The following is a 24,925-nucleotide window of genomic DNA, read 5'->3' as shown; positions in this document are numbered from 1 at the left end:
ATTGGATTGGATCGCAGCAGTTAAAATCTTTGTAAACTCTTTCTGATTGAGTCAATATAAATAAAGAAGCTCCGTACCAATAGAGCTTCTTTCATATGCGATCTTATTTTTTGTCCCCAATAATCGTTGACCAGAGCAGATCGGTAATTTCAGTGCCATTAAAATAGACAGTTGCCTTGAGTGATTCAGGCTGATTTTGTTTCACTTCCACTACCTGGTTATAACTGTCGGTAATTTTTAAAGTTCCTTCAGTCGGCAGGTGTTTATAATTATCTAATACCGTTTCCTGCATTTTAAATGGAGTCGTGGTATCAAAATTAAAACTATAACGGAAATCTGCCAGATAAGGCTGACCGATAATCAGGCCTTTACTGGTTAATGTACGGGTCCCGTTACTGCCACTGCCGTAATCATCTACCAAGCTATAGCTATAATTTCGTACTTGAAGATACTCTTTACTGCTCGGATTAAAAGTCTCACCACCCGCAGGTGCAGTCTGCTCTTCTGCAATGCGTTGGAACTCCAGCTGGTCAATTTTATAAGTTTCCGATTCACCAGATGGAGTTTTGCTTTTGCTATATACAATGCTGCCTGAAATTAAATAGTCATCTTTTAAATTAAAATCAACATTAGAGCCGTAACGCACATTGGTAAAAGTTAGAGTGGTGGTATCGCCATTCACTGACTGAGTAATCGTAGAACCTTTACGATAGGTTTTATCCAGAATCACACAGTTATCTTTATCATCTTTTAATTTTAGCGTTTTTACTGCATTGGTCGTGCTTACTTCAGCGCATAACACGTTCGGATATTTGATACTGTTTATACCCAGGTTATAAATCTGCACAATACGAGCCGTACGCCCATAAGGATAATCAGCAAAGGCTTCTCCAATCATATGACCAAGCGCACTGTTATAATCCGTGTCATTGCTGGTATTACCCGTAATGGAATCTTTAATTTTATCCAGGATACTTTGGTTTTCAAATGGTACAAACTCATCTGACAGCTCTGGAGAAATTGTCTCGTTAGGCACATTCGGTGGCGTGCTTACCGATGGACTTCCGGAATCGGAACCACTTCCTCCACCTCCACAAGCGCTCAATAAACCCGAGATAAACGCAACTCCAAATAATGTGGTGTTCTTTTTCATAACATTATATTCCCTAAATTCTATTTACATTTTTATTTAATAAGAAGATTGATATTTACCGTATAAAAAACAAGTCAATGAGACTCCATCACTGTGTCTAATTCTTGTATTGCCTTACCCCATGTAACATTGATTACACAATAGTAATTAAAATCAAAAATTTTTCTGTAATTTTAATGTATATTTCCAACAATTTTTAAAATTTATCAGCCTGTTAATTTTAACCTTCTCACTTTACTCAACCCTAGATTATTCAAGCTTTACGTCTATTTTTGCATTCATATGGCTTAAAATAATATTTATATGATTTGTAACTTTAAGCTTAAAATTTCACCAAAATGATCTAGGCTAGCAAAAGTAGTGCTTCATAGATTTCTGCTTTTCTAATGGAATGAGTAATGAAAAATGATCATCAAAAGGACAATATACCGAGACGAAATTCCAGAGTTTTCTCAAAAAGTTTTGATTATTCTTTAGATTTTAAAAATATCAACTTCCGAAAACGTCCTGAGTTATATCGAATTGGGCGGGGTGAACAAGGTGTATTATTGGTCGAACCTTACAAGTCAGAAATACTGCCCTTTTGGCAATTTGCAGATCAGGAAAAAGCCGAAAAAAGTAGTGAAAAAATATATGAATTGTTTTTAAGCTATCTCGATGAAAATGATTTTGTTGGCGCAGATATGGCCAGAAAATTTCTGCAAATGGGTTATACACGTGCACGACGCTATGCCAATCATAAAGGAGGTAAAAAATATAAAGGGGCTGTTCCTGCCGATAAAAAAGGCTTAAGTGGCTCACATGGACGGGATCTATTACCTTATAGCCCAGAAGATCAAGTGAAGGCTGCCGCTGCGCAAATTTTCAAGCAAAAATGGAATCAGGCTAATACGCATACCAAGTATCTTGAGTTAAAAGAACAATTTAATCAGTTTATTGAAAAAAATTAAAAACAGTTTGATCACAATTCTATAATTCAGACTTGAGCTGGCGTTTATGCTCAAACATCTTTTTATCTGCTTCGGCAGCTGCTTTAAACAGCCCGTGTGTAGGTTGTCGCATGGCAACACCAATCGCTGCGCCAATCTTTGCCTCTGTTAAAGCTTGCTTAAGCCGATTCAAAAGCACGTTTGTTCCTGTTTCATCGCTCTCTACACTCAAAATTACAAATTCATCGCCACCTAAGCGTGCCACAATGTCATTGCTACGTGCAGTATTTTTGAGTATATGCGCCGCCTGCTGAATCAGCTCATCGCCCTGATCATGTCCCAGACTGTCATTCACTTTTTTTAGATCATTCAGATCAATAAAAAAAACTGCCGCAGGATGTCCATAAAGCTTACAGCGCTCTTCTTCGGCAGTAAGTAATCTTTCCCATGCGCGGCGGTTATATAAGCCTGTCAATTCATCCCTTAAAGCTTCTGCTTCCAAACGCTCATGCTGACGAACGTGTTCATTTTGACGAAGTTCAGCTTGAAGAATCGTGCTTAACAAATGACCAAATAACTCAATCAGCTCTACGTCCTGAGTAATAGTTTCAGATTTTTCTTGAGGATCAATCGCACAAAGTGTCCCGAACAAGCTGCCATCTTCATGAACCAGTGGTTGACCAATATAAGATTTAATACTGACTTGCTGGTTAATGGGCGCAGTAGAATATAAAGGAATGTCTTCTGATCGAGGTGCAATTTTAGGAGCTTTACCCGCAATCATATGAAAACAGAATGAATCTGCCCACTGAAATACTTGTCCAGGCTGAATATTATAACCGTGGTCTTCGCTCTGAAGGACAATCCAGTCCTTACCTTCGACCCGGGTAATCATCCATAAATTAAATCCGAAACGTTTATATAGAAACTTTAAAACAGCTTGACCAGCCTCTTGAAAGCTTCTGAAAGTTATATTATCCATCCGAATAAACCTATGCTGACCATCTCAAAAAACTATTTGTTTGTCTAATTTAGAATATTTTTCTGCAATTATTAGAGCTTATCATGAATATAAAATCTAGTGATATCAACTCATTCTTTATAGACTTTTAAATTAAAAAAGAGGCAAAACGCCTCTTTTTGTATTCTCATAATTTTAAGTTTGGTTTGGATTAGTCAGCTCGGTCATTGGCCAGCGTGGCGTAGTCGTTACCGATAACCCATCCTGTTGTCCAGCCTTCAAGCGTTGATAACCGGCAAAGGCAATCATGGCGCCATTATCGGTACATAAAGCAGGTTCTGCATAATATACAGTTGCTTTAATCTTGGCCAAGTCTGCTTCCAGACGCTCACGCAAACGTTTGTTGGCACTTACACCACCCGCAATCACCAAACGTTTTAAACCCGTTTGCTTCAAGGTTTTCACCGATTTTTTCACCAGTGTATCTACCAGTGCTTCCTGGAAAGATGCAGCGATATCCGCCTCGCGGTTCTGGCCTTCCACTTTTTTCAACTGGATAGAAACAGCGGTTTTTAAACCACTAAATGAAAAGTCCAGCCCTTGATGCAACATCGGACGCGGAAAATCGAAAGCTTTGACATCTCCCTGTTCAGCAAGACGTGAAATATTTGGACCGCCCGGATATGGTAGCCCCATCATTTTCGCGACTTTATCAAAGGCTTCGCCAGCGGCATCATCAATCGATTCTCCAAGCAGCTCATATTGGCCAATTCCATGTGCTGCCATGAGCTGGGTATGCCCACCAGAGACCAATAAAGCGACAAATGGAAATTCTGGCGGAGTTTTAGACAACAATGGCGCCAGCATATGCCCTTCCATATGATGCACACCAATCGCCGGTTTATTTAACGCGAACGCCAAGGTACGACCAAACAATGCACCGGTCATAAGCGCACCCATGAGACCTGGGCCACGTGTATAGGCGACTGCATCAATTTGTGATTTTTTAATATTACTTTCTTCAAGCAATTGATTGATTAAAGGAATTAACTTACGCACATGGTCGCGTGAAGCCAATTCCGGGACAACTCCACCATATTCGGCATGCAGTTTAATCTGACTATAGAGCACCTGTCCTATTAAGCCGACTTCACTGTCATAGAGTGCTAACCCAGTTTCATCACAAGAAGTTTCCAAGCCCAGAACGATCATTAAACTGCCTTTTACCCGTATCTAAATATTGCTAAAGCTATTATAGACTTGTGATATGAGATGTAAATGAGTAAAATACTGTCCTTCACTTGTGATCTAAGGCAATCGTGCCATAGATCTTATCCATAACTTAATGAGGATTCTTCATGCCACAAGTTAAATTGAAAGAAGGCGAACCAGTAGACGTAGCTATCCGTCGTTTCAAACGTTCATGCGAAAAAGCGGGTGTTTTAGCTGACGTTCGTAAACGTGAATTCTACGAAAAACCAACTCAAGAACGTAAACGTAAAAAAGCTGCTGCTGTTAAACGTTACCAAAAGAAATTGGCTCGCGAATCAGTTCGTACTACTCGCCTTTACTAAGATTAATTTGTGATTGACTGCTTGGACTAAATAAATGACTACTTTAAAAAACCAAATAACTGAAGTTTTGAAAGCAACAATGCGTGCTAAAGAAATGGATAAGTTAACGGTAATACGTGGTCTACAGGCAGCAATTAAGCAAATCGAAGTCGATGAGCGCAAAGAACTTGACGACGCTCAGGTTCTTGCGGTCATTGAAAAGCAAATTAAACAACGTAAAGAATCGATCAAAGCCTTTGAAGGTGCTGGTCGAGATGATTTAGCTAGTAAAGAACAAGCCGAAGTTGAGGTACTCTCTCAATTTCTACCAGAAGCTATGACTGAGGAAGAGCTTGATTCTATTATTGCGCAGACGATTACTGCTCAAGAAGCTACTAGCATGAAAGATATGGGTAAGGTGATGAATTCTCTGCGTCCGCTCATAGCCGGGCGCGCCGATCCTGCACAAGTATCCGCTAAAATTAAAGCGAAACTTGGCTAATCCCCACTCCTGCAATCATTCTTTATCGTTGAACTGCCTTTATGCAAAGACAGTTCAAATGTTTCCTCTCAATCCCTCATCAATATTTTCTGTTATTTCAGCTCACACTGAATATTATATTTTTTCAAAATTAGCATTTCTCTTGATGACATGACTTGATTGATCACATCTTGCCGGGTCATTTGTCTAAATTGACGGTCCAAAAACGCTCTATTCTGATCTGCCGCCTGATATAACCGATCTATATAACGACCCACAATTGCACAGTACTGTGTTTGCTGCTCTGGCGTAAAGCTGGTCTGTTGCGCATTTAAACTGCTGAAAAAGTTTCTGCTATCCCGCTTATACTGCTCTGAGATTTGATCCACTGCTGCGACATATTGCTCCACACCTGCTAAAGCTGTATTTAAACTCGCACACCCCAATACCGATAAGATCAATAATATTTTTTTCATAGACTGATTCTGTTCATTATTTAAAATTCACAACACACAAAGATTATCATAAGCCTCATCAGTTCAGCTGCAGAATTTATTCATCTATATGCAGAAAACCAGGTTTATGTTGAGTATAGGCTTGCTCGGAAGGTGCAGGTAAATGACCTTGGGTGACCGTCCCCAAACGCAAGCGAATAATGCCAGGTAAATCGACACGATATGAATAAACCGGACTGCCGCATTCCTGACAAAAAACCCGGGCTTTATTCGGGCTATGGAAATATTCTTTTAAAAATTTAAGTCCAGTGGTAATTTCAAATTTTGATTGCTGTAATAGACTGTTCCAGGCAAAGATTGAGCCTTGCGCCATTTGACAATCCTTACAGTAACAAATAATGGTTTTTTCAATTTCACCACCATAACGGTATTTTACCCTTCCACATAAGCATTGACCTTCTAGCATGGGTCACTCCTTGTTTTTATTATGACTGCGACATCATCATCTACGATTAAATTCTCAATTGTCGCTCTTTTTGCATTTCCTGAATTCGTGCTTTTAATTTTGCCGCTAACACTTCATTGTCTTTAATCAGACGCTGTGCATGTAACAAGGACTTAATCGCATTTTCTTCTGATCCTGTCCAGTATTCCACTTCTGCACGATAACGCAGTACATTCACCGTCCTGAACGGTGACTGCCGCTCTATATTGGCCACCTGCTGCATCAAGCGCCAAGCCTGTATATCGCGCGGGTTTTTATTGATAAAGCGTTGAATCAGGTTCTGTGCCTGCGCAGCATTTTGCTGTCGAATCAAAACTTCTGCATATTTAAGTGCTAAAGCCCGATTTTCCGGCATGATTCGCGCAGCAGACTGAATCGCCTTATACGCTTCATCTGTTTTATTTTGCCCCAGGTAAATATCGGTCTGAATTAAAATCAATAAATTGTTTAAGCGCTGCTGTGATTTCGCCTGATCCAAAACCTGCTGCGCTAAAACATAATCCCCCTGTTTGAGATAAAAGGCGGCCAGTGCCAACTGTCCGGCAAAATTTTTCCGATTGGCCAGAACCTGGAGTTGTTGTTCTGTGGTCTGGTTGGAAATGACGCGGCTATACCATTTCAGGATTTCAAAATCTTCATCATGCAAATTAGATTTTGCCCGAGGAAATTGATTCGCCCTTAAGCGAGCCTCACTCATACGCTCTGTGCTGAGTGGATGGGTAAGCCAGAAGTCGGGCAAGAAACTGACTTTACTGGTTGCCCGGTCCATGACCTCAAAAAAATCGGCCATACTTTGCGGATTGTAGCCTGCGCTATACATGTATTGCATCCCAATCCGGTCCGCTTCACGCTCTTGATTACGGCTATAGTTCAGCTGCTTATCCATTAATGCTGCCTGAGAACCCAACATGACTGCTGTTCCCGCATCGCCATCCGCTTGTGAGGCAATCAGCGCACCCACCAGTAAACCTGCCAAGGTGAGCAAGCCTTGCCCCTTAAATGCTTCTTGCGAACGACTGTAATGACGTTGTGATACATGAGCTACTTCGTGTGCCATTACCCCAGCCACTTCATCAATATTGCGGGCAGAAGTCACCATGCCCGTATTAATCGCAAATAGCCCACCTGGAACAGCAAAAGCATTGATTTGCGGATCATTGATAATCACCAGACCAATCGGTTGTCCCAGTTGGGTCTGGCTTAAGATATGCGAAAATATGTTCCCCAGCTGATCTTCTAACCATGGATTTTGCAGAACTGGCATTTGGTGCTGCACTTCACGAAAGACCTTTTCGCCAATCATTTTTTCTTTTTGTTGATCAATCAAACCGACGCCACTGCCGATTTCAGGAACATTAAATTGCGGAGATAAATTGACATTTGCACTGTGCGTTAATGTCATTGCTGAAATCAAAGTGATGTTGCAAGCCCATAAAAACCGTTTCAATGTGATCTACTCAAACTGCTTTTTTTCAATTTATCTGACTATAACATTGAAAATTGGAGCAATTTGCAATGAAGTGTTATCAAATTTTAAGAAAAGCCTGGATTCACCAGATAAGGCGGTGTACGTCCTTCCAGCGCATCAACCAGATTACGGTAAGCCAGCTCTGCCATTTTTTTACGTGTTTCTGCAGTTGCAGAGCCAACATGCGGCATGGTCACTACATTTTCCAGGCTAAACAGTTCGGACTCCTGCAAAGGCTCTTTTGCATAGACATCCAGTCCGGCGGCAAAAATTTTACCCGCTTTTATAGTTTCAATTAAAGCCTGTTCATCTACAACTGAACCACGGGCAATATTGACAAATACCGCATGCGGCTGCATTTGATCGAACTCGTGCTGCCCCATCAAGGCCTTGGATTCTGCATTTAAATCCACCGCGATGACTACAAAGTCTGACTGCTGCAACAACTCATCCAGACCACAATAACGGGCATTTAAAGGCTGCGCCAGCTCGAGCTTCTCACGACGGTTATGGTAAAGAATATTCATGTTGAAGCCATAAAAACCACGGCGTGCGATCGCAGCGCCAATATTGCCCAAGCCGACAATACCTAAGGTTTTACCGAATACATCCTGCCCGAATTGTGCTGTCCCGACAGTGCGTTTCCATTGTCCTTGCTTGGTCCATTGATCCAGAGCAGGAACTTTACGCGCTGCACTCATCAGCAAGCTAAAAGCCAAGTCGGCTGTGGTTTCTGTAAGTACATGCGGCGTGTTAGATAACCAGATTTTTTGCTGGTTTAAATAGGCCAGATCGTAATTGTCATAACCCACGCTAACACTGGAAATAATTTTAAGTTGTTGTGCGGTCGCCAAATTACTTTCATTGAGTAGGCGCCCTGCACCAATCATTGCATCGGCATCTTTGACCTGTTCACGTATTTGTTCATTCACATCACCGTGTTTTGGGTTAATGATGACGACATGATAGTGTTGTTGTAAGCGCTGAAGGATATCCTGATCTAACTGGCTAAACACCACGACTTTCTTGTTCATTTTCCATCCGTGTGTTGCGGTGATTTTTGCATAAACTGCCACAAGCGTTTTTTTAACAGGGGCTGATCCAGCATTTCCTGCAGACTCGCCAGATTGATGCTTTTTGAATGTTTAAAATAATCACATTGTCCGAGAAAAATAATATTTTTATCTGCACTCATGGCATCTAAAAAGCCTTGCACATAACTTTCTGCGCCATGTCCATCCTGAAAATTCATCAAAGGAAATGGCCACTGCAATTCATAATATTCAGCCGGCACCGCCTGTTGAATATTAGTCCAAAGCTGCTGCTGCTCAGCGGTGATTTCGGTTGCATCCACGACAATGACACAATGCGGCAAACTCAAGGCCTGCAATTGAAAAGCTGTAATTTGCAGTGCTGCACGCTCTGTAATCACTTCAGCGACAGGCTCAGCTTTTTCCACTTTTGCTGGAACGGAAACATCCAGCAATTCGGTATGTTTAGGCTCTGTCTTTTGGTCTGCTTTAAGCTCTAATGGTAATGTAGCTGGCGCTTTTGCCAATACAATTTCAGTCTGATATTCAGCTGCAGCCTGGTCGCGCCAGAGTGATGAAGAAGGCAATTTTTGACATACAGCATCCCGAGGAACCCAGATATCGATTCCTAAAGTTGCCAATATGTCACGCTGATGCCCAATCATCTTTTTTCATCACCAATTGAATACTTGGTATTCTAACGAGATTACTGATTTTTTGCTGTGCTTTTATTGAATCATCACCAATTTTATCGCAGCTTGTCTAGACAATCATCAAACTGTTTTTCTTCTGCATCAGCTCGACAATTTCATCGGTGTCAAAACCAAAACGCCAATACAGTAGTTGCAGGACATCAAGCTCATCCTGAGTAATAATGCGGTCATTCCACAAACATAACTCGGCAACACCCAAAATACTTAAACGGTCACGAAGCAGTAAACCAGCAATATCATTTAAGATTTCCGCCAAATCGATCGGCTCATCCGAAATCTCGGCATACATTTCCAGTTCTTTTACCGTCAGTACCCGGCGCAGAATTTTTTTACGTACATCGAGCTGGTTCTGGCTATTAATCTGCTGTACATGTAACAAGGCATCAATTAAGCGTACGATCTGCGGCTTTACATCTTCCAGTGAAGTCGGGGTATGCAGGGGCAACAGATTTAATTCGTATTTCACGCATTCCAGCAGTAATGCATCCAGCAGACCAATTTCCCCATCTTCCTGAATAATTCGCGCCAGTTTCATTAAAAACTGTCGTGCAATGGTCGCCGGCATCGTGCCAATATTTTTACAGGCTTCATAAAAGATCGAGATATGCACGCGACCATCCAGATGCAGCAATGAGTCGACGATGGCGCGACTGACTTCTGCCTCGGCCGGAATAAATTCACGGTACTGGCGAATCATTAAAATCGCCACCATCACCTCGCGTGAACCGGTTGCGGTCTGCAATGCCCGCTGGATCAGCTCAGGACGTTGCATATTGTCACGGATTTCCGGATTTAAAGGCTTGATCGCGTCGTTAATGGCAAAACTGATCGGTGATAACCGCAGCAATGGCAAAGGTTGTGGTGAGCTCCATGGCGTATAGACTTCACTGTTTAGTTCGTCAAGCGAACGAAACAAGCTAAATAAGGGCTGGTTACGTAATTTTTTTAAATTTTCAAGCTGCAAATCCTGCACCAAGCCAGGGTTCAGCTCATAAATACGCTGTTCGATGCTGGGATGAATATTCATCCAGTTTTGCGGACTTAAAGAGTTAGCAAAACACATATGGGCAATGGATTCAGCATATTCACTATGAATTTGTGAACCTGAATGATGTACATAAATTCTGAGCAAGGTTTGTACATTGGCATCATTTTGTATGAGACGTCTGGTTTTTTGGTCGTTTTTAAAGGTGCGATTACCTAGCGAAATATATTTAATTAAACGGGTAATCAAAACGCCCAGGCTTCCAATCAGCCAGATCACCCCACCCATGGCCACAAAAGAAGTGGCAAATTTATGCGTATGTGCCTGACCATGCTTGGTAAAGCCCAGTTTGGCAATTTTACTGCCCCACTGACTAAAGGTGGTCAGGCTACTATAGAGAATTTTTAAGCGAGTATTTTCAGCGGTTTCACCAGACAGGATTTTATTAAACTCATGACTGAGCAAGCCATAAAGTTCCAATTCATCCAGATTTTGCAACGCGCCCCAGGTCAAAATAATCACAATATCTCGTGGATAAAACCCGGCAGTTAACGCATTCACGCCCACTTCATCAGGAAGTACATAGACCGCTGGCACATCGATTAAAAAAGTATTGGCCAGTTGTTCGGTAATTTTAAGGGCAATACTTTCTTCAGGAATGCTTTCAATCAGACTTAAACGACGTGCACCCAGCTGTTTTGCCAGCGAATGTCCACCTGAACGAAAGACATAGAACTCATACAGCACCGAAATAGTCATCACACTGAGTAATAGCATAATGAGATAAGGGCTGAGTACATGCCAGAAAATGGATTGAGTATGGTCAAAATAAAAAACATTCAACCCGACAATGGTATTTAAAATAAAGAGCGTGAGCAGCACCGCAAGCAGGCAAACACTTGCGGACCAGACCATATTTTTATTTTTTATAAAAGAATAACTCACGTGCTTCAATGTAAAGTTCCTGTATTACATTGTATTTATTCATCTATCATAAATTAAAAAAGCGGGAAATTCCCGCTTTTCATACCAAGCAAGAATAATTTATTCTTCTTTCACACCGGTCAGGTCTACTGATGCCGCATCGATATTGACATCAATATAGCCGCCTTGGGCTTTCTTGGCAGAATCGTTACGCTTGTGCTCAAGTTCATCAAGGTAAGCTTCATTAATACCGCCAGCCACATACACACCATCAAACACCGAACAATCAAATTCGCGTAATGCCGGTACTTTGCTGGTACGAACTGCACCTTTTAAATCTTCCAGATCCTGGAAAATTAAACGGTCAGCACCAATAATTTCACGAATTTCCTCAACGCTACGGTTCGATGCAATCAATTCTGCTTTTGCAGGCATATCAATACCGTACACGTTTGGATATTTCACCATCGGTGCAGCTGAGGCAAAGAATACTTTTTTCGCGCCAGCATCACGTGCCATCTGAATAATTTCATTACAGGTGGTGCCGCGTACAATTGAATCGTCTACCAGTAAAACGTTTTTGTCTTTAAACTCAAGCTCTACCGGGTTGAGTTTTTGACGTACTGATTTCTCGCGTTGCTTCTGGCCCGGCATAATAAAGGTACGTCCGATATAACGGTTTTTCACAAAACCTTCACGGAATTTAACCCCCAAACTATTTGCCAGCTCTAAAGCCGAAGTACGTGAAGTATCTGGAATTGGAATGACCACATCAATGTCGTGCTCATCACCCCATTCACGGATAATTTTATTGGCCAGCTTTTCGCCCATCTTCAAACGTGCTTTATACACTGAAATGCCGTCGATGATGGCATCGGGACGCGCAAAATACACATATTCAAAGATACAAGGACGATATTCAGGATTGGCCGCACATTGCTTGCTGAACAATTCACCTTCTGAACTAATGAAAATGGCTTCACCCGGTTCAATATCACGTTCAACTTTAAAGCCTAAAGCGGTAATCGCCACAGACTCGGAAGCAATAATATATTCAGTGCCTTTTTCAGTTTCACGCGAACCATAAATCAGCGGACGAATACCATTTGGATCACGGAAACCAACCAAGCCATGGCCAGTAATCATGGCCACCACGCCATAAGCACCCTTACAGCGCTCATGTACACGTGTCACCACATCAAAAATATCTTCCGGTGAAGGATTCAATTTGCCGTTCTTGTGCATTTCATGGGCAAAAACGTTTAACAGTACTTCAGAATCCGAATCGGTATTCATGTGACGCAGGTCTGTTTTAAACAGGTCTTCATGAATTTCTTCAGCATTGGTCAAGTTACCGTTATGCGCCAGGGTAATCCCGTAAGGCGAGTTCACATAAAACGGCTGTGCTTCTGCACTGCTCGAAGAACCTGCTGTTGGATAACGCACATGACCAATACCGTAATTACCTAGCAATGCGCGCATATGACGGGTATGGAATACATCTCGTACCATGCCATTATCTTTACGCAAGAATAAACGGCCATTATGGCAAGTTACTATCCCAGCTGCATCCTGTCCACGATGTTGTAACATCGTTAACGCATCAAACAACATTTGGTTAACAGGTGATTTACCAGCTATACCAACTACTCCACACATAGCAACCTCGCAAACAAGCTAGGATTAATAAAAAGGATTATTTGTTGATTCGCCTGTACGCGCTGCATGCTTTTGCGTTTTTTCAGGCGCTGTGCCAGAAGATGGCACTGCATCTTCAGACTTGATATGAGAAAGCGCCCCTTGCGCCGCTTCTTTAGAAAGTTCGGTCGCCCAGGGTGCATAAGGAATAAGAAGCTGTACAAATTTAGATTGTTTCCAGTGGGGAGAACTTTCCACCCAAGGACCAACGCCCTGCATGGTAATGAGTACAATCAGTAAACCCTTTAAAGAACCAAAAGCACCGCCCGCCAGACGGTTGAGTGGACCAAGCTTGAGACTCTTCAATACTTTGTTCAGCAATGCAGTAATAATCCAGGTTAAGACCACCATCACCAATACAATAAATGCAAAAGCTGCTATTTTTTGTACGACTGGATCCGCACTGAGTGAGACCATCGAAGGTGCCAGGATGGTTGCATATTTCGCACCGATGACCAGTGCAAAAATCCATCCTACCAAGTTCGCAAAGGCTGAAACCAATCCTTTTCGCAAACCGTTGAGCCCTCCAATGAGCAAAATAATCAGTATGAAGATATCCAGTGTATTCATGGCGTGTTTAAAGCATCAATGCAATCTTTAACCAGAGCCGGACCTGTATATATGAGGCCACTATAAATTTGTACAAGGCTGGCACCTGCCTGTTTTTTCGCAACAGCCTGCTCGCCCGACAAAATCCCGCCTACACCAATTAATGGAATCTGCCCGTTTAATACTTTAGCAAAAGCTGCAAGACAAGCTGTACTTTTTTCAAATACCGGCGCCCCAGACAACCCGCCTGCTTCATCACCGTATTTCAGATTTTCCACACCTTCACGTGACAAGGTGGTATTGGTGACAATCAAACCATCAATTTTAAACTGGATCAATTGTTTCGCAATGAACTGAATATCTTCCTGAGTCAGATCAGGCGCAACTTTAAGCACTAAAGGTACATAATGCTGATGTTCTTCCGCCAGTTCAAGCTGACGCTTTCTTAAGGTTTGTAACAATTCAGTGAGGGCATCGCCGCTTTGCAGGCTACGCAAGTTTTTGGTGTTCGGTGATGAGATATTAACAGTGATATAAGACGCGTAGTTATAAACTTTTTCCAGACAGATCAGATAGTCATCCACTGCATTTTCAACTGGAGTATCGGCATTTTTACCAATATTAATACCTAAAATACCTTTGAATTTTGCAGCTTTGACATTTTCAACCAGTTTGTCTACCCCGTCATTATTAAAACCCATANNTCAACACCATCATTATTAAACCCCATACGGTTAATAATGGCTTTAGCTTCAGGTAAACGGAATAAACGGGGATGCGGATTACCCGCCTGCGGGCGCGGTGTAATGGTTCCAATTTCAATAAAACCAAACCCCAGTCCAGCCAGGGCATCAATATATGCGCCATTTTTGTCTAAACCAGCTGCTAAACCTACCGGATTAGGGAATTCAATCCCCATACAGGTCACAGGTTTGGACGCTACGTTTTGACGCATCATACCCATGCGATGAGCTGATTTCAATAACGATAATGTTAGCTCATGTGCACGCTCCGGTGCTAAAGAAAACAACAAAGGGCGGGCAAGAGAATACAACATATCTATAAAAGTCTACAGCTTTTTAAGTCGCCATATTATAGGCATAGCCTGTAAAAAACACCATGCTTAGCAGATCTTTATTTTTACCCATTATTGCACTGTCGCCGTTAATTTAATCTGACCGGCCTCAGAAATTAGTTCTATTTTTTCAAGACTTAGACCCATCTGCGCCAATTGGGTTAAAAAATTTGCCAAAATGGCATAATTTTCATGTGACGCGACAATCTGAATTTGTTCACCGGTTTGCTGAGATGCCACAGATAATCCCTGCTGATGGGCTACACGCTGGACTTTATCTGCCGCAGTTAACTGCAAATCATCGGCGGGTTTCATGGTCACTGCATTGCTTTGCATCCACACAATCATGTCTTTAAAATCGTTGAGCCGATTCTGCTGTTTATTCGCGGCGGCATGCATATACCAAAGTACTGAACCAATAGCTGCAACTACAACAAAAATAGTGGTAAAGATCACCATATAACGTTCACGTTGCGACAATTGATCCAGATAATCCGTGACTTTTTCAATAGATTGATCAATCGAGTTTTGCAGTTTTTCTGATGTCTTCATTATTGTATTTTCACCAATCCAATTGCACCTGCACCATTGGGCTGAATATTACCCAATTCTGCCTTAAAGCCTTGCGAATTTAGCTGTTGAGCTAGGTTTTGCAAAGCAGTCGCAGAATTAGCTTTCAATTCCATATTTAAAATAGACGCATCATAAGCAATCCGATTGGCCACAATCTGATTTTGCATGAGTACAGGGCCAACACGGCTGAGCAACTGTAAAGCCTGGGTATTGGCACTTTTATTTAAGCGCAAGTGACTTTCAAACTGGCTTTTTAAGTTCTGTTCGGTGACACGACTACTCTGTCCAAACCAGTATTTATACTGATCAATAGCTTGTAATGCCGTCTGGTCAGCCACCTTTTTATATTTATACCAGCGTATTGCATCATAGCCAAACTGAACCATTAAAGCCGCAATCAATACGGCAGCACAGGCTTTCCAATAGCCAGATACGCCCGAACTATTTTTGGCTTTAGGCAGAATATTAAAAGGATGGTGTTGCGCTTTTTTTAATAATGGCACTTCATAATGAAAAGACTCAATTTGTTCATGCGTCACCATGGCTTCAAGGCTTTGCATCTGTTCAGCAGTAAAATTACTGATTTTATAAAATTGCCCTGGAGGCTGATAATCTAAAAACAGCGCCAGATCATCAACTGAATTTCCCATAAATTCACTTTCACGGACCAGCAAACGTCCCGATACATTTGCAATGACGGTTTGCCCTGCTTCTGGTAGCGGCAAAATAAGAAAATCTGGCAATAAGGAAACGACTTTAACCGGTATTAAGCTCAAGGCATGTTGCAAGGTTTCAACCATGCTATTTGCTACACCCAAAATGATCAATTGATCTGGATTTTGAAAATGATGCAATACCTTCATTGAATCGATGGGTAAAACCACAAATTCTTCTAATAAATATTTGACCCCGTCAGGCCCCAATTTTTTATATTGCGGCTTGGCCAGGCTTTGTTGCAACATTTGCACATTGCGACTCGGGAAAAATACAACTGTTTCTTGTCCATGATAGCCTTGAATGTCTTGAATTAACTGTTCAAGACTAGAGGCCTGAGACCAGCTCTCTCCAGTCGACCATTGCCAAACCCCATTGGCTTCAGGCATCCATAAATACAACATTAATGTTTTTCTGCCATTTTAATTAATATTTTATGCGTTTGGAATAAAACTTTTTAACTGGGTAGATAGTCCAGTTGCAATCACTGCTTGCTCATATATCCGCGCTTCAGCCAGAGCATACGGATGAAAAGGCTCAACTGTCAACAATGATGCTATATGCGCCACCACATTCATATGACAAACCACCACAATGGATTCATAAGGCAACTGTGACAACCAGTCAATCGCTGCTTTCGCATCATCATCAGGTTTGATCTTATTGCACACCAACACCGGTACATCACGAAAATAATATTGCAAGTGTGCCAAAGTTTCTTGCGCGCGCAATAAGGGACTCACCACAAAAACATCAGGCTGGATGATATCTTTTAAATATCTAGCACTAAGCTCCGCCTGCTTATGTCCACGCTCGGTTAAAGGACGCTTATCATCATTACCATGCACCGCTGGAGCAGCTTCACCATGACGTACTAAGGTAAGTTGCATAAAAATTTCCTGATTTTGAATATACCGTCATTATAACCAAGCTTTATGAACGCAATATCATGATTGAAAAATTACACCTCATTATGAGGTAATACAAATTCCACATCACTACGGTGGCCATTTTTCATGAGTGAAAGTGCAATGTTTAAAGGCGGCGCACCTTCAAAAATCACATCATATAATGCGCTGGTAATTGGCATATACACATCCAATTCTTCGGAACGGCTGCGTACCTGCACAATGGTGTTAATCCCTTCAGCGGTTTGACCCAATTCCTGAGTGGCCTGTTCCAGACTTTTACCTGAACCCAGGGCAAAACCAACCTGATAATTACGGCTGAGCGGGCTATTACAGGTTGCAAACAAGTCACCCACACCGGACAAGCCTAAGAAAGTGAGTGGGTTTGCGCCCAATTTCACCGCAAAACGGCTCATTTCTGCCAGCGCACGGGTCAAAATCATACTCTTGGTGTTTTCACCCACATGATAAGCAGCAGCCATGCCCATTGCCACGGCATAAATATTTTTCAACGCTCCGCCCAGTTCCACACCATGCACATCATCACTGGCAAAAACCCGGAACAATGCGCTATGTAACGCTTGCTGCACCGCATAACGCACCAGTTCCGACTCACTGGCGATCACCGTTCCTGCAGGTTGCCCGGCCATAATTTCTTTGGCCAGGTTCGGTCCTGAAAGTACGCCATATGGAACCTGAGGCAATTCCTCGCGAATAATATCGCTCATAAAATGGAAAGTTTTCGCCTCAATCCCTTTGGTCAAGGAAATAACGGCTTGCGAGCTAATAAAAGGCTTAATCTGTTTCAGCACATCACGAAAAGAATGACTAGGAATAGCCACCAAAATAATGTCACGATCACAAACGGCCGTTTCCAGATCCGAAACTGCCTGTAAACCCGACTCCAAAACAAAATCGGGTAAATAGCGCTTGTTGATATGAGTCTGATTAATTTCTGCTGCTGCCGCTTCATCACGAATCCAGATCATGGTATCGCAACCGTTACGTACAGCGGTATTGGCCATAGCCGTACCAAAACTTCCTCCACCCAATACCGTTACACGCAAGGCCGTTTTCTGATCAATTACAACCGGCTCAACAAGATCTGAAAATTTCAACTCTGACATTATTTTTATATCTCTACTCATGATTCAATACAGTTATTTATTCCAATAACTGACATAATTTTGTGTATTCACTGGGATACGCGCTGGAATTGCTTTTACTGCTGTTCCAATATAGATAATTCCTGAAATTAAATCATCTTCTGCCAGCCCCAGAAGTCGCTTAAACAGTGGTGACTCAATCACTGCCCCGCTACGCCACATGGTTGAAAAGCCCTGTACCTGCAAAGATAACAAGAAGTTTTCAATTGCCGCTCCCGAACTTAAGGTTTGTTCAAAATTAGGAACTTTGGGATGCGGTTGAAACTGGGTTAATGCCAAAACCAGCAGTGGTGCACGAAACGGATGGTTTTTAACCCGTTCCAACTGAGCTGGGTCGGTTTCACCCAAATCAGCCAAAGCTTTTGACAGCAATTCCCCAAAAGCGCCACGTTGATCACTCGGAATGACCACAAAACGGGTCGGCTTTAAACGATGATGATCTGGTGCAGTCAGCGCCGCCTGAAAGGCTTTTTCCAGTTGCTCTGCATTCGGTGCAGGCTCAACCAAATGCCCAATCGACTGACGCTGATGAATATTTTGATGAACCGTGTCTACCGCTGAATCCGTCATTGACTTTTATATCTGTGTACTGAAATATTTCACCAAGATTAGCATAATCCGGTTCAGTTACTCTAGAGCATTGCGTGGATGTATCTCTCTCAATATTCATCTCGCGTCCCTATCAGTCACATAGTGCACATATAAAGCTGCATTTTTTATACAAGTCCTTCAAATATCATTCAAAAAATAATGTTCAAATAACTTAAACTCTTTCTAAAACAATTCAGGGGAAAAAGATGAATCAAGTTTTTGCGCTCGCTTCAACTGTTGCCGTTGCTCTTGCCTTAACTGCCTGTGCATCTAATCCAACTACATCATTAGCTGTTCAAAAAGAAAACAATCAATATGAAGTGACCGGTATAGGTAAAAGCAGTTTAATTTCTAAAAATAACGCGATTGCTGCAGCTAATAACGCTTGTGGTAAAAAAGCCACACCTGTCGTCGTGAATGAAAAAACCGAATACAATGGTGCCTTAAAAGGTGTAGTGGATGAACAGACTGGGCAAATGATTCAGGCTGCAACTACGGTACTCGGTACACTGGCTGGCAAAAGCGGCAGTCTGGCACGTGATGAGGACTATCAAACTGTCCTGACCTTTACCTGTCGAGCCAACTAAACACTCTAATATCGATCTATTTCATCTTATTCACTTAATAAAATATCTAGATCAAGAAGCAAAAAAGCCGCTTATTAAAGCGGCTTTTTTGGTTTACATCTTATTTAATAATCAGATCAAACTCTTAAAATTAACAATAACCTTCTAAACGAGTTAAAGGCAATTTCTGTCCAATGGCCTTTTCAATTTCTGGAAGATAGAACGCATCATCTTCAGACAGGAAACTGATACTGACCCCACTTGTTCCCGCACGACCGGTACGGCCAATACGATGCACGTAGTCATCTGACTGTTCAGGCAGGGTAAAGTTAATCACATGCGAAACACCATCCACATGAATACCACGACCTGCAACATCAGTCGCAATCATAATATTATGTTGACCATTCTTGAACTGATCCAGCATTTTTAAGCGCTTATCCTGTGCAATTTCACCAGACAACATCACCACCTTATAACCATCTTTTTTCAAATGATCATACAGTTTACGCACCTGATCACGACGATTGGCAAAAATCATGACTTTTTCAATCGGTTCGTCACGTAAAATTTCTTGCAACAACTTATATTTATCTGTTTTTGCAACCATATAAACGCGCTGTTCTACATCGGCATTGGTTTTCTTTTCCGGCTCAATTTCTACAGTCACCGGTTCAAACAACCACTGTTGCGCCAAATTCAACACATCATAACTAAAGGTTGCAGAGAACATTAAGGTTTGACGTTGTTCTTTACGCGGAGAAAAACGCACAATCCGTTTGACCGATGGAATGAAGCCCATATCCAGTAAACGGTCTGCTTCATCAATCACCAAAAATTCAATCTGGTCCAGCCAGACTTCTTTTTGCTCGACAAAATCAATTAAACGGCCGGGAGTCGCGACAATAATATCGACAAAATTTTTATCCAGCTGGGCTTTTTGCTTATCAAAATCCACCCCACCCAACAAAGTTACCAGATGCAGGTCGGTAAATTTAGTCAGCTCTTTGGCATCACTCTCAATCTGTAAAGCCAGCTCACGCGTTGGAGCTAAAATCAGCGCACGTGCTTCGCCACGAAAGCGTTGCTCTTTAATCGGATTGTTGAGCAAATCATTAATGACACTCACCAGGAAAGCCGCAGTTTTCCCGGTACCGGTTTGTGCACGACCAATGGCATCATGTCCAGCCAAAGTGAATTTTAAAACCTTTTCCTGAATAGGCGTCATTTCTTTAAAACCTAAAGCATCAATTGCCTGTTTCAGTTTCGGATGTAAATTTAAGGTTTCAAAACCAGATGACATATAAATGTGCTCTAACTTAATAATCAGAAAAAATAGAAGTCTATTATAAACAAAAACGCCCCAAATTACATTGGGGCGTTCTCATGAATAATCAGGCGATTAGTCTAAAGGTTGTACTTCTTCAGCTTGGAAGCCTTTTTGACCTTTAACTACGCTGAATTCAACACGTTGGCCATCACGAAGTGAACGGTGACCGTCACCTTGGATAGCGCGGAAATGAACGAATACGTCGTCGCCGCCGTTACGTTGAATAAAGCCGAAGCCTTTAGTGTCGTTGAACCATTTAACTACGCCTTGTTCACGAGCTGTCATAAGTTAATCCTCATTGTATTTAATTAAAGGACCACCCGGTGTTGCAAACAGCAGAGTAAACAAGGTTTAAAAATAATTATTATTTCTAAGCTTGTAATCATTCTGTATTACTATTAACAAAATCCCGGTTACATCCATTGCGATATTCACTTTTAAGACATTTAAAATGCTGTCATAAATTTGAATACGCGACGAGCTTAACATGGGTTTCTAACAATTCATACTATTTTTTTCGATTAATCTTCTTTTTGATTCAGCTTCTTTTTTACTAATTATTTCCTTATCTTATATAAGTAATTTTATGTTGAAGATATATAATTTCATTTGGTTCTGGCACTAAATTTGCTAATATTTATTTAAAGTTAATCAGATATAAAATGTGATGAATGATCTAGTCAATTCTGCAGTCATGATTGATGCTATCGGCAAACCCTGCCCCATGCCGTTATTGATGCTTAAACGGGCACTTAAAAACAATCCTGCGCATTTATTCCTGCTGAAATCATCAGATCCGCATAGTCAGCAAGATGTAACGCGTTATTGTCAAATGCATCAGCTCAACTGCACGATGACCAAAATTTCTGATTCTGAATATCACTACTTAATTGAATCTTAATTATTTTCGATTAAACTAGAACTTTTCAAATATGCATAAAAAATTACATTTCTCTACCCAATTTTCCCAAATTCACCGAAATATTGGATTAAGATAAATTTATTAAGATGGTTATGCATCCCATTCTAAAGGAGAACACATGAGTGACAGCAGCAATCAATTGATGCCCCTGTCATTATCGGCACCAGGGGTAAATCTCGGTGCTTATATCAGTACTGTCAATCAGATTCCTATTTTAACGGCTGAACAAGAAAAAGAGTTAGCTGAACGCTACTACTATGACCAGGATTTAGATGCCGCAAAAATGCTCGTGATGTCACATTTGCGTTTTGTGGTTCATATAGCCCGTAGTTATGCCGGTTATGGTTTGCCTCAAGGTGACCTGATTCAAGAAGGCAACCTGGGTTTAATGAAAGCGGTAAAACGCTTTGATCCGAATATGGGTGTGCGTTTGGTGTCTTTTGCTGTGCACTGGATTAAAGCTGAAATTCATGAATACGTAATCCGTAACTGGCGTATTGTTAAAATTGCGACCACCAAAGCGCAACGTAAATTATTCTTTAATCTGCGTAGCCTTAAAAAATCTAGTAAAAAATTAACACTAGATGAAGCCCAATCTATTGCCAATGACTTGAATGTGACACCTGAACAGGTATTGGAAATGGAAGGCCGTCTTACCGCCTATGATGCAGCTTTTGAAGCGCAAGGTGATGACGATGATGAAGGATCAACCCATGTTGCACCAGCTTTATATCTGGAAGACAACCGTTACGACCCAGCACGTTTAGCTGAGGAAGAAGATTACGAAGAACAAAGCACTTCTGCTCTTCATGATGCCATGGATCAGCTGGATGACCGTTCACGTAACATCTTACAGCGCCGCTGGTTAGATGATGAAAAATCAACCCTGCATGAATTAGCTGCTGAATATAATGTTTCTGCTGAACGTATTCGTCAGTTAGAAAAAAATGCCATGGAAAAAATCAAAGTCGCCATGTCTTCTAATTAAGATATCGGGCTGATTTTTTCTGTGATAAAGAAAGGGCTGCGTGCCCTTTTTTTATCATTTGGACATTGATGTTGTTGCTTTTAGCCTTTTGTGCACAGCATAAAATATGCTAAGTTAGGCGCAAATTTCCTCAGGTGATAATTGCTTATGTGGATTGCAATTTCAGCCCTTAATTTAGCTTTTGCCGTCATGCTGGGTGCTTTTGGCGCCCATGGATTAAAAGCTCACGCCAGCGAAGCGCAGTTGGCCTGGTGGCAGACTGCAACTGATTATTTTTTCTATCACGCACTTGGACTTTTAGCCCTCACCATTTTAGCCAAAGTCATTCCCGAACTTCCGATTAAAGCCAGTTTTATCCTGATTCAATTGGGTATTTTCTTTTTCTGTGGCTCACTTTATGTCATGGCTTTAGGTTTACCTCGGATTTTAGGTGCAATCACCCCGATTGGTGGAGCTTTAATGATTGCAGGCTGGCTGGTCTTAGCCTGGAATGCATTCAAATACGTAAAATAATTAAGTGAAACAGGAAATCTCACTATGCATATATATTTAAATGGCGAATCCAAAGATACCTCATGCACCAATTTATTAGCATTAATTCAAGAGCTTGAACTTGAAGGTAAACGCTTTGCTGTAGAAAAAAATGAAATGATCATTTCCAAAAGCAAATTGGCCCAGACCCCTATTTGCGCTGAAGATCAGATTGAAATTATTCATGCCGTCGGTGGCGGCTAATTCGGAGCTCCCATGGAAGATACCCCGCTTATAATTGGTTCGCGTAGATTTAATTCACGTTTATTGGTTGGTACAGGTAAATATAAAGATTTAACTGAAACCGATTTAGCCATTCAGGCCAGTGGTGCAGAGATTGTCACGGTCGCAATCCGTCGGGTTAATATTGGCCAGCACCCTGATCAGCCGAATTTGCTTTCGGTTGTTCCTCCAGAAAAATATACCATTCTGCCCAATACTGCGGGATGCTTTGATGCCAACAGCGCAGTGCGTACCTGTATGCTGGCACGTGAACTTTTAGATGGTCATAATCTGGTTAAACTGGAAGTGCTGGGTGATGAAAAAACCCTTTATCCCAATATCACCGAAACCTTGAAAGCTGCCCGCACCTTAATTGACGATGGCTTTGAAATCATGGTCTATACCTCGGATGACCCGATTGTGGCGCAAGAGTTAGAAAGTATGGGCTGTGTGGCAATCATGCCTTTAGGCAGCCTGATTGGTTCAGGTCTGGGGATTTTGAATCCGCACACCATTTCCATTATTAAAGAAAATGCCAAAGTTCCGGTATTAGTTGATGCAGGTGTCGGTACAGCCAGTGATGCTGCTATTGCCATGGAACTGGGTTGTGACGGCGTCCTGATGAATACCGCCATTGCTGCTGCACAAAATCCTGTCTTAATGGCATCTGCAATGAAAAAAGCCGTTGAAGCCGGTCGTGAAGCATTCCTTGCAGGACGTATGCCGCGTAAACGTATGGCCAATGCAAGTTCACCTGAAACCGGTTATTTCTTTAAATAAAGTTAGAATCTGAAAAAGGACTCATTTGAGTCCTTTTTTATATTTCAAGAAGAATGTACTTAACTGCTTAAACCCTTTTGCATAATCCGGATTTTAACATTCAGCATATCATCTTTACTTGTTGCTGATAGGCTTGCATATGGGGCGTCTGTAAATGAGCATTCAAATGCTCAATACTTTCCCAATGTTCCAACATGGTAATTGAATCAGGTGATTTAGTCTGATAATCAACAATCGATTCATGATCGACCAGTAACTCATAGCCATAACAACCATCTTCCTGCAACACAACTGGTGTTATTTTCCTAAAGGCGTCTAGCACGTTTTCACGATGTTGAGTACCTGAGCGAATCTGGATATCTGCAATCACAACCAACATAGTCTGCTCCTTAAATATCCCATCCATCAGGCAAAAACATCCATCAAATGCTGAAGATATTTATGTTTATATTCAGCGACATTAGGTATTTTAATCACATCATTCACGATGAAGGTGTCTAAACTTTTCATCCCCAAAAATTGATTGGCTTTATGGAATGGGAGATAAACCCCATCGACGCCAACACCATGAAAGAATTGCTCAGCATCATTAAACGCTTCGATAGGCGCATTCCAGGTTAAGGACAGCATATACTTTTTATCGTGAATAAGACCACCTGAACCATATTTTTTTGATGCATCCGAACGTGATCGACCATCACTGGCATATAAAGTTCCATGCCCTTCAGTAAAAATGTCATCGATATATTTTTTGACTGTCCACGGTGCGCCCATCCACCATCCTGGCATTTGATAAATAATGACATCCGCCCAGACATATTTTTGAATTTCCTGCTGAATGTCATAGTCGCTGTCTGCACAAGAAATTTTAATACGATGACCAAGTTCGCCAAGCACGGTTTTTGCCAGCTCAGTCAAGGTGTCATTTAATTCACCTTTCGAATGTGCGAACTGTTTGGCACCATTCACTATCAGAATATTACTCATTCATTTGCCTTTAATGATTTATGGTCAGGCGTCAATATACGTAAATATCTTATTGATAAAAATTCATGAATTTGCAAAATACTATTGATAAAAAATCAATAATTAAATTTTATAGTTATTCAATATTCCAAAATTTTAAATCCAAGAAAAAAGCACCCGAAGGTGCT

28 protein-coding genes and 2 pseudogenes are annotated in these 24,925 nt (G+C 41.5%); 9 read left to right on the top strand and 21 right to left on the bottom strand.

Annotated elements, in window-relative coordinates; translation table 11 throughout:
• Positions 1-103: 103 nt before the first annotated feature.
• Positions 104-1,153, bottom strand: a complete 1,050-nt coding sequence (locus tag B2Y23_RS04975; RefSeq protein WP_291369380.1) for a hypothetical protein — start codon at positions 1,151-1,153, stop codon at positions 104-106.
• A 398-nt stretch (positions 1,154-1,551) separates the two neighbouring features.
• Here B2Y23_RS04975 and B2Y23_RS04970 point away from each other — a divergent pair, with 398 nt between their 5' ends.
• The gene (locus B2Y23_RS04970) at positions 1,552-2,103 is read left to right on the top strand and encodes a DUF4385 domain-containing protein (RefSeq protein WP_291369379.1); all 552 of its coding nucleotides are present in this window, start codon (positions 1,552-1,554) and stop codon (positions 2,101-2,103) included.
• A gap of 19 nt (positions 2,104-2,122) precedes the next feature.
• On the opposite strand, the gene B2Y23_RS04965 is transcribed toward B2Y23_RS04970, so the two are convergent.
• Positions 2,123-3,064: a sensor domain-containing diguanylate cyclase gene (locus tag B2Y23_RS04965; RefSeq protein ID WP_291369376.1), complete on the bottom strand. Its 942-nt coding sequence runs from the start codon at positions 3,062-3,064 to the stop codon at positions 2,123-2,125.
• A gap of 174 nt (positions 3,065-3,238) precedes the next feature.
• Positions 3,239-4,255 (bottom strand): tRNA (adenosine(37)-N6)-threonylcarbamoyltransferase complex transferase subunit TsaD, encoded by a 1,017-nt coding sequence (gene tsaD, locus B2Y23_RS04960; RefSeq protein ID WP_291369374.1) that lies wholly within the window; start codon positions 4,253-4,255, stop codon positions 3,239-3,241.
• A gap of 146 nt (positions 4,256-4,401) precedes the next feature.
• On the opposite strand from tsaD, the gene rpsU reads away from it, so the two are divergent.
• Together rpsU and B2Y23_RS04950 are read left to right on the top strand one after the other, a co-directional pair.
• Positions 4,402-4,617, top strand: a complete 216-nt coding sequence (rpsU, locus tag B2Y23_RS04955) for a 30S ribosomal protein S21 (RefSeq protein ID WP_001136722.1) — start codon at positions 4,402-4,404, stop codon at positions 4,615-4,617.
• Between the two features lie 34 nt (positions 4,618-4,651).
• Positions 4,652-5,098, top strand: coding sequence for a GatB/YqeY domain-containing protein (locus B2Y23_RS04950; RefSeq protein ID WP_291369372.1), 447 nt, complete (start codon positions 4,652-4,654; stop codon positions 5,096-5,098).
• Between the two features lie 92 nt (positions 5,099-5,190).
• Here B2Y23_RS04950 and B2Y23_RS04945 read toward each other — a convergent pair whose 3' ends face one another.
• The 14 genes and pseudogenes from B2Y23_RS04945 to B2Y23_RS04880 form a co-directional block, all read right to left on the bottom strand.
• On the bottom strand, positions 5,191-5,553 hold the full coding sequence (locus B2Y23_RS04945; protein ID WP_291352254.1) for a hypothetical protein: 363 nt from the start codon (positions 5,551-5,553) through the stop codon (positions 5,191-5,193).
• Between the two features lie 76 nt (positions 5,554-5,629).
• Entirely contained in the window at positions 5,630-5,998 is a 369-nt protein-coding gene (locus B2Y23_RS04940) for a GFA family protein (protein WP_291352256.1), read from the bottom strand.
• Positions 5,999-6,044: 46 nt separating this feature from the next.
• The gene (locus tag B2Y23_RS04935) at positions 6,045-7,439 is read right to left on the bottom strand and encodes a M48 family metalloprotease (RefSeq protein ID WP_291352258.1); all 1,395 of its coding nucleotides are present in this window, start codon (positions 7,437-7,439) and stop codon (positions 6,045-6,047) included.
• Between the two features lie 131 nt (positions 7,440-7,570).
• On the bottom strand, positions 7,571-8,539 hold the full coding sequence (locus B2Y23_RS04930; protein WP_291369370.1) for a 2-hydroxyacid dehydrogenase: 969 nt from the start codon (positions 8,537-8,539) through the stop codon (positions 7,571-7,573).
• Positions 8,536-9,201, bottom strand: a complete 666-nt coding sequence (locus B2Y23_RS04925) for a hypothetical protein (RefSeq protein WP_291369368.1) — start codon at positions 9,199-9,201, stop codon at positions 8,536-8,538. The genes B2Y23_RS04930 and B2Y23_RS04925 overlap by 4 nt, the downstream gene beginning before the upstream one ends.
• A 97-nt stretch (positions 9,202-9,298) precedes the next feature.
• Positions 9,299-11,188, bottom strand: coding sequence for a M48 family metalloprotease (locus B2Y23_RS04920; RefSeq protein ID WP_291352264.1), 1,890 nt, complete (start codon positions 11,186-11,188; stop codon positions 9,299-9,301).
• A gap of 90 nt (positions 11,189-11,278) precedes the next feature.
• Positions 11,279-12,817, bottom strand: a complete 1,539-nt coding sequence (gene purF / locus B2Y23_RS04915) for an amidophosphoribosyltransferase (protein ID WP_291369366.1) — start codon at positions 12,815-12,817, stop codon at positions 11,279-11,281.
• 24 nt (positions 12,818-12,841) lie between these two features.
• Positions 12,842-13,426, bottom strand: coding sequence for a CvpA family protein (locus tag B2Y23_RS04910; RefSeq protein WP_291352268.1), 585 nt, complete (start codon positions 13,424-13,426; stop codon positions 12,842-12,844).
• Positions 13,423-14,462 (bottom strand): annotated as a pseudogene (locus B2Y23_RS04905) (quinone-dependent dihydroorotate dehydrogenase). Before B2Y23_RS04905 ends, B2Y23_RS04910 begins: the two are co-directional and overlap by 4 nt.
• Before the next feature lie 90 nt (positions 14,463-14,552).
• Complete coding sequence (gspM, locus tag B2Y23_RS04900) at positions 14,553-15,032, bottom strand: type II secretion system protein GspM (protein WP_291369364.1); 480 nt, start codon at positions 15,030-15,032, stop codon at positions 14,553-14,555.
• The gene (gene gspL, locus B2Y23_RS04895) at positions 15,032-16,171 is read right to left on the bottom strand and encodes a type II secretion system protein GspL (RefSeq protein WP_291369362.1); all 1,140 of its coding nucleotides are present in this window, start codon (positions 16,169-16,171) and stop codon (positions 15,032-15,034) included. The genes gspM and gspL overlap by 1 nt, the downstream gene beginning before the upstream one ends.
• A 30-nt stretch (positions 16,172-16,201) precedes the next feature.
• Positions 16,202-16,657, bottom strand: coding sequence for a SixA phosphatase family protein (locus B2Y23_RS04890; RefSeq protein ID WP_291352276.1), 456 nt, complete (start codon positions 16,655-16,657; stop codon positions 16,202-16,204).
• Between the two features lie 71 nt (positions 16,658-16,728).
• Positions 16,729-17,802: an NAD(P)H-dependent glycerol-3-phosphate dehydrogenase gene (locus B2Y23_RS04885; protein ID WP_291352278.1), complete on the bottom strand. Its 1,074-nt coding sequence runs from the start codon at positions 17,800-17,802 to the stop codon at positions 16,729-16,731.
• Between the two features lie 33 nt (positions 17,803-17,835).
• Entirely contained in the window at positions 17,836-18,411 is a 576-nt protein-coding gene (locus B2Y23_RS04880; protein WP_291369360.1) for a nitroreductase family protein, read from the bottom strand.
• A gap of 227 nt (positions 18,412-18,638) precedes the next feature.
• On the opposite strand from B2Y23_RS04880, the gene B2Y23_RS04875 reads away from it, so the two are divergent.
• Complete coding sequence (locus B2Y23_RS04875) at positions 18,639-19,019, top strand: hypothetical protein (RefSeq protein WP_291352282.1); 381 nt, start codon at positions 18,639-18,641, stop codon at positions 19,017-19,019.
• Positions 19,020-19,149: 130 nt separating this feature from the next.
• Here B2Y23_RS04875 and rhlB read toward each other — a convergent pair whose 3' ends face one another.
• Both rhlB and B2Y23_RS04865 read right to left on the bottom strand, forming a co-directional pair.
• Positions 19,150-20,301, bottom strand: a complete 1,152-nt coding sequence (rhlB, locus tag B2Y23_RS04870) for an ATP-dependent RNA helicase RhlB (RefSeq protein ID WP_291352284.1) — start codon at positions 20,299-20,301, stop codon at positions 19,150-19,152.
• A 99-nt stretch (positions 20,302-20,400) separates the two neighbouring features.
• Positions 20,401-20,613 (bottom strand): cold-shock protein, encoded by a 213-nt coding sequence (locus B2Y23_RS04865; RefSeq protein ID WP_004648643.1) that lies wholly within the window; start codon positions 20,611-20,613, stop codon positions 20,401-20,403.
• Positions 20,614-20,995: 382 nt separating this feature from the next.
• Between B2Y23_RS04865 and B2Y23_RS04860 the strand changes: the two genes are divergently transcribed.
• The 5 genes from B2Y23_RS04860 (at position 20,996) to B2Y23_RS04840 (ending at position 23,771) form a co-directional block, all read left to right on the top strand.
• Positions 20,996-21,229, top strand: coding sequence for a sulfurtransferase TusA family protein (locus B2Y23_RS04860; RefSeq protein ID WP_291352286.1), 234 nt, complete (start codon positions 20,996-20,998; stop codon positions 21,227-21,229).
• 139 nt (positions 21,230-21,368) lie between these two features.
• A complete protein-coding gene (gene rpoH, locus B2Y23_RS04855) occupies positions 21,369-22,238 on the top strand; it encodes an RNA polymerase sigma factor RpoH (RefSeq protein WP_086176049.1) in 870 nt (289 codons plus the stop codon).
• Between the two features lie 147 nt (positions 22,239-22,385).
• Entirely contained in the window at positions 22,386-22,751 is a 366-nt protein-coding gene (locus B2Y23_RS04850; protein ID WP_291352289.1) for a DUF423 domain-containing protein, read from the top strand.
• A 24-nt stretch (positions 22,752-22,775) separates the two neighbouring features.
• Positions 22,776-22,973 carry a sulfur carrier protein ThiS gene (thiS, locus tag B2Y23_RS04845; protein WP_291352291.1) on the top strand — a complete coding sequence of 66 codons (198 nt, stop codon included), beginning with the start codon at positions 22,776-22,778 and terminating at the stop codon, positions 22,971-22,973.
• A 12-nt stretch (positions 22,974-22,985) separates the two neighbouring features.
• Positions 22,986-23,771: a thiazole synthase gene (locus B2Y23_RS04840; RefSeq protein WP_291352293.1), complete on the top strand. Its 786-nt coding sequence runs from the start codon at positions 22,986-22,988 to the stop codon at positions 23,769-23,771.
• Positions 23,772-23,830: 59 nt separating this feature from the next.
• Here B2Y23_RS04840 and B2Y23_RS04835 read toward each other — a convergent pair.
• Positions 23,831-24,150 (bottom strand): annotated as a pseudogene (locus B2Y23_RS04835) (putative quinol monooxygenase).
• Between the two features lie 26 nt (positions 24,151-24,176).
• On the bottom strand, positions 24,177-24,758 hold the full coding sequence (locus B2Y23_RS04830; RefSeq protein WP_291352295.1) for an NAD(P)H-dependent oxidoreductase: 582 nt from the start codon (positions 24,756-24,758) through the stop codon (positions 24,177-24,179).
• Between the last annotated feature and the right edge of the window lie 167 nt (positions 24,759-24,925).

This window comes from Acinetobacter sp. UBA5934, from assembly GCF_002430855.1.
GTDB lineage: Bacteria > Pseudomonadota > Gammaproteobacteria > Pseudomonadales > Moraxellaceae > Acinetobacter.
The sequence above is the reverse complement of the archived record's forward strand: the minus strand, read 5'-3'. Positions and strand labels throughout refer to the sequence as shown.